4 protein-coding genes and 1 pseudogene are annotated in these 5537 nt (G+C 64.5%); 1 reads left to right on the top strand and 4 read right to left on the bottom strand.

Going from position 1 to position 5537, the window contains the following annotated elements; all coding sequences use genetic code 11:
• Positions 1-485, bottom strand: a pseudogene (locus tag AOQ71_RS35305) (glycosyltransferase family protein); the annotation flags it as partial.
• A gap of 203 nt (positions 486-688) precedes the next feature.
• On the opposite strand from AOQ71_RS35305, the gene AOQ71_RS35310 reads away from it, so the two are divergent.
• Positions 689-1528, top strand: a complete 840-nt coding sequence (locus AOQ71_RS35310; protein WP_057757157.1) for an RMD1 family protein — start codon at positions 689-691, stop codon at positions 1526-1528.
• Between the two features lie 139 nt (positions 1529-1667).
• On the opposite strand, the gene AOQ71_RS35315 is transcribed toward AOQ71_RS35310, so the two are convergent.
• The 3 genes from AOQ71_RS35315 to AOQ71_RS46745 form a co-directional block, all read right to left on the bottom strand.
• Positions 1668-2861, bottom strand: a complete 1194-nt coding sequence (locus tag AOQ71_RS35315; RefSeq protein ID WP_057757262.1) for an acetate/propionate family kinase — start codon at positions 2859-2861, stop codon at positions 1668-1670.
• 7 nt (positions 2862-2868) lie between these two features.
• On the bottom strand, positions 2869-5283 hold the full coding sequence (locus tag AOQ71_RS35320; RefSeq protein WP_057757264.1) for a phosphoketolase family protein: 2415 nt from the start codon (positions 5281-5283) through the stop codon (positions 2869-2871).
• A gap of 30 nt (positions 5284-5313) precedes the next feature.
• Positions 5314-5537, bottom strand: a 224-nt coding sequence (locus AOQ71_RS46745; protein WP_205668295.1) for a hypothetical protein, incomplete at its 5' end; no start/stop codon positions are given.

A 5537-nucleotide genomic window follows, 5' to 3' on the forward strand; every position in this document is an offset into this window, starting at 1 on the left:
GGTGGATAGCCGCCGATCCTGTCGTAATGGTCTCGCGCGATCAAAAGCCCCTGATCGCCGAGCGGGCCGACCAGCTTGCGCGCCACAAACCAGAGCAGGTCGCGGAAACCGGTATTTGCGTAGGGCGAACGCGCGTAGCGAAACACGGCCGCGCGGTCCCGGCCACTGGCCGCGACGGCCTGGATGAATTGGGTTGTTTCCTCGATCCAGCCGGTGTCCAGCACCGCGCCGGCCGGGAGGAACATCAGCCACGGCGAACGGGCCTGGAGTGCGCCGGCGGCCAGCGCTGCGCCCTGCGAAGTTCCCTCATAGCCGATGTAACGGCAGCCGGCGACGTCGGCAACGCGCTCGATGACGCCGTTGCGGGTGCCGTCGACCAGCAAAACTTCCTTGATGATGCCCGCTGCGGCGCCGGGAACCAGCGCGGCCAGAGTTGCGACCGCCGTCTGCTCGACGCCTTCAGTCGCTATGATGACGCTCAGCATGATTGAGGCTTCGATATCAGCACTTCGGGAGAAGCGTAACTCGTTATGATATTGTCATAAACACGCAGCGATGCCGAGTGCAACTTTTGGCGGCGTTTGGTCGGCCATGGTAAACCACCGCCGGTCCATCGCGGTCGAATGTGTCGCGTGCAGGGTGGTCATATTGCCGAATATTTCGGCGAGTGACGGGAGCGAGATGTCCAATGACCGTCGATCAACTTCCCGCTGGTGCGCTGTCAACATCGCCGAAGCCGGACCCCGCGCCGACCTTGCGGATCCGCGCCGTGATGCTCGGCGAACGCATCAACGCCTCGAACCTCGAACTCGGCACCCTCGTGTCCTCGACGCCGGCGGCGTTTCGCGTCCATGGCGGCCTCGCCGTGATCTTCCGCTACGGTGTCGTGGTGCTGATCGGCCTCCTCCCTTCGGAGGAGAAGGTGTTGCTCGACAGCCTGAAGTCCCGCGTGACCGGCGAGCTCAGCCCGATCGAGGAGGAGACCGCCCAGGCGCAGCTGTGCAAGGACGAAAGCGCCGAGGCGATCCAGCCGGGCGGGCCGATCTGCCTCTCCAAGTTCTCCGACGAGCGACTGTTGCTGATCGCGGACGCGCTCGCCAAGAGCACGTCACTGGCGCGCGACGAGCGGCGTGTCGCTGCGGTCTTCGATGTCATCGAGCCCTTCGCGCGGGAGCTTGCCGAGAAGGGCCGGACGTCGCGACGCCGCAGGGGCATCCTGCAATTGATCGGCAACGCGCTGCTGGTGCAGCAGCGCGTCGCCGGCCGCGTTGCGGTCGCCGAGAAGCCCGATGCGCTCTGGGAAAAACCCCAGCTCGACCGGCTCTATGCGCGTCTCGAAGATGAGTACGAGCTGAAGGAGCGCCTCGACACGCTGGAGCGGAAGCTCACGGTTATTTCCGAGACCGCCGACGCGCTGACCGACATCATCGACACGCAACGCTCACTGCGGCTCGAAATCGCGGTGGTGGTGCTGATCGTGATCGAAGTCGTGATCGGGTGTGTCCAGATCTTCGCGGGGGGTCACTGAGCGTCGAGCCTGCGCGTTGTCGTGCCGGATGTCTCGGCGAGCGAGGTCTCGTAGGGTGGGCAAAGGCGCACTTGCGCCGTGCCCACCACCTGGCCCGTATCATGAAAGTGGTGGGCACGCTCCGCTTTGCCCACCCNCCCTACGATACAGTCCCCGCAGCTTGCAGCACCGCGACACAATGCCGTGCGATTGTCAGCTCCTCGTTGGTCGGGATGACGAACAGATCGACAGCACTGTCCTCCGCATTGATCCGCTCGCGCCCCTTCTCATCCGCCGCTGCATCGATGCGCACGCCGAGCCAGGCGAGCCGCTCGCCGATGGCGCTGCGGATCTCTTTCGCATGCTCGCCAATTCCGCCGGTGAAGACGAGGCCGTCGAGCCCTCCCAGCGTGTTGGCCATGACCGCGATCTCCTGCGCTGCGCGGAAGACGAAGAGATGGACCGCCTCGTGCGCGGACGCCTCGCTGCTCGCCAGCAGCGTCCGCATGTCCGCGGAGAGGCCGGAGACGCCCAGCAGCCCTGACTCGTGATAGAGCAGATGCTGTAGATCTTCGCTCGTCATCTTCTCATGCTGGAGAAAATAAAGCAGCACGCCTGGATCGATCGCCCCGCAGCGGGTGCCCATCACGAGACCGTCGAGCGGTGTCAGTCCCATTGTAGTGTCGACGCTGCGGCCCTCGCGCATGGCGCAGAGGCTTGCGCCATTACCGAGATGGGCGATGACGACGCGCTTCGTGGCGAGTTGCGGCGCGATCTCGGCGAGCCGGCCTGCGATATATTCGAATGAGAGCCCGTGGAAGCCGTAGCGCCGCAGGCCCTGCACCTCGTAGCGCTTCGGGATCGCGAAGCGATTCATCGGCGGCGTCATGCCGTGATGAAACGCGGTGTCGAAACAGGCGATCTGCGTCAGCGCAGGCCGGATCATTCTGACCGGGTGGACCGGTGCGAGGCACCGCGGCTGATGCAGCGGCGCCAGCGGCGTCAGCGCCTCCAGCTTGGCGTAGACCTCGTCAGTCAATTCCACCGGGCCTGAATATTCCGGGCCACCATGAACGATGCGGTGACCGACAGCGCGCAAGCGGTGATCACCGAAGCGGTCCTCGACGAAAGCGAGCACGTCGGCGAACAGATGGCCGCCGTCGGCATCCGACGCCTGCCGCTGGGTCTCGAACAGGGCCTCGCCCGATGGGGTCTTGGCCACCAGCCGCGGCTTCGCCTCGTGCTCGTCGAGCAGGCCCTTGCAGAGCAGGGCAGGTTCGGTGCCCGAGATCTCGAACAAGCCGAACTTGATGCTCGACGAGCCCGCATTGAGGACAAGGACCGCGTCCGCCATGGCGCCGTCAATCGCCGGCTTCGGCCGGCGTGGTGCCGCCGGCACTGTTCTGCCAGACCCAATTTTGAATGTCCGGCATGTCCTCGCCATGCTCGCGTACATAACGCGAATGCTCGATCAGCTTGTCGCGAAACTGCTGTTTGACCTGTGCGGCCTTGGTCGACAGGCCTGGCACGCGCTCGATCGCCTCGATCGCGAGGTGGTAGCGGTCGAGCTCGTTGAGCACGACCATGTCGAACGGCGTCGTGGTGGTGCCTTCCTCGGCAAAGCCGCGCACATGCAGGCCGGCATGGTTGGTGCGGTTATAGGTGAGGCGGTGGATCAGGTGGGGATAGCCGTGATAGGCGAAGATCACGGGCTTGTCCTTCGTGAACAGGCTGTCGAAATCGCGATCGGACAGGCCATGGGGATGCTGCTCCCTGGGTTGCAGCGTCATGAGGTCGACGACGTTGACGACGCGGATCCTTAACTCCGGCAGCGCCTTGCGCAGCAGGTCGACGGCGGCGAGCGTCTCCAAGGTCGGCACATCGCCGGCGCAGGCCATCACCACGTCGGGTTCGCTGTTCGCGTCCTCGTTGCTGGCCCAGGTCCAGATGCCGATGCCGGCATCGCAATGCGTCGCGGCCTCCTGCATCGACAGCCATTGTGGCGCCGGCTGCTTGCCGGCGACGATGACGTTGATGCGGTTGTAGGTGCGCAGGCAATGATCGGCGATCCAAAGCAGCGTGTTGGCGTCGGGCGGGAAATAGATGCGGACGATGTCGGCCTTCTTGTTGGCGACGAGATCGACGAACCCCGGGTCCTGGTGGCTGAAGCCGTTGTGGTCCTGGCGCCAGACATGCGAGGTCAGGAGATAGTTCAGCGAGGCGATCGGCCGTCGCCATGGCAGGTGCCGCGTCACCTTCAGCCATTTGGCGTGCTGGTTGAACATGGAATCCACGATGTGGATGAAGGCCTCGTAGCAGGAGAAGAAGCCGTGCCGTCCGGTCAGCAGATAGCCTTCGAGCCAGCCCTGGCAGAGGTGCTCGCTCAAGACCTCCATCACGCGGCCGTCCTGTGCCAGATGCACGTCGTAAGGTTCGATCGGCTCCATCCAGACCCGTTCGGTCGCATCGAACACGGCATCGAGGCGGTTTGATGCGGTCTCATCAGGACCCACGATGCGGAAATTGCGCTCCCCGGCGTTGAGGCGGATGACGTCGCGCAGGAACTTGCCGAGCTCGCGTGTGGCTTCGCTTGTCACGCCGCCGGGCCGCGGCACCTCGACGGCAAAGCTGCGGAAGTCGGGCAGCTTCAGCTCCTTCTTGAGCAGCCCGCCATTGGCGTGCGGGTTGGCGCCCATGCGTCTGTTACCTTGGGGCGCGAGGGCCTGAAGCTCGGGAACGAGCGCGCCGCTGGCGTCGAACAGCTGGTCCGGCTCGTAGCTGCGCATCCAGTCTTCGAGAATCTTCAAGTGAGCCGGGTTCTCCCGGCAGTTCGCGACGGGCACCTGATGCGCGCGCCAAAAGCCTTCGACCTTTTTCCCGTCAACCTCCTTCGGGCCGGTCCAGCCCTTCGGGCTGCGCAGCACGATCATCGGCCAGCGCGGCCGCTCCACGCTCGCACGCCCGTCGCGGGCGTGCAGCTGGATCGAGCGGATGCTGGCGATCGCGACGTCGAGCGCATCGGCCATCGCCCGGTGCATCAGCTTGGGATCGTCGCCTGCGACGAACAGCGGCTCGTGGCCGAATCCGCGGAACAGATCGCGGATCTCGCTGTCGGGCATCCGGCCGAGCACGGTTGGACCCGCGATCTTGTAGCCGTTGAGGTGCAGGATCGGCAGCACGGCGCCATCATGTGCGGGATTGAGGAACTTGTTTGAATGCCAGGACGCTGCCAGCGGGCCGGTCTCGGCCTCACCGTCGCCGACGACGCAGGCAACGATCAGGTCGGGATTGTCGAAGGCCGCGCCATAGGCGTGCACCAGCGCGTAGCCGAGCTCGCCGCCTTCGTGGATCGAGCCCGGCGTTTCCGGCGCTGCATGGCTCGGGATGCCGCCGGGGAAGGAGAATTGCCTGAACAGTTTTCGTAGCCCGTCCGCATCGCGCGGGATGTCAGGATAGACCTCGCTGTAGCTGCCTTCGAGATAAGTGTTCGCCACCATGCCCGGGCCGCCATGGCCGGGACCGCAGACATAGAGCACGCTCAGGTCCAGCGCGCGGATGACGCGGTTGAAGTGCGCATAGATGAAGTTCAGCCCCGGCGTCGTGCCCCAATGGCCGAGCAGGCGCGGCTTGATGTGCTCGGGCCGGAGCGGCTCGCGCAGCAGCGGGTTATCCAACAGGTAGATTTGCCCGACGGAGAGATAGTTGGCCGCACGCCAGTAGCGATCGAGGAGATCGAGGTCGCTGCTTGCAGCGGACGATTGTTGTTGAAATGTCATGATCATGCCGACCTTCGCCCGGGATCGTCATCAACCGGGTTCCGGCGAGATCGATCCTTCCGCCGCATCAAACGGGATCGAGGTCACGCGGTGTTGCGTGAGGTCAAAGGACCGCGCGCGAAGTTTGGGCAGCGCTACTGTGCATGGGGTTGTTTTCGCGTTGTCGATTCTTGTTCTTGATTTGTTCCTTTGGCGTGCTATCTTGAATGCATGAGTCCAGCTTCTTCTTCTGCTCTCAAGCACCCGCCGGTCAC

Source organism: Bradyrhizobium manausense (assembly GCF_001440035.1).
GTDB classification, from domain to species: Bacteria; Pseudomonadota; Alphaproteobacteria; order Rhizobiales; family Xanthobacteraceae; genus Bradyrhizobium; species Bradyrhizobium manausense.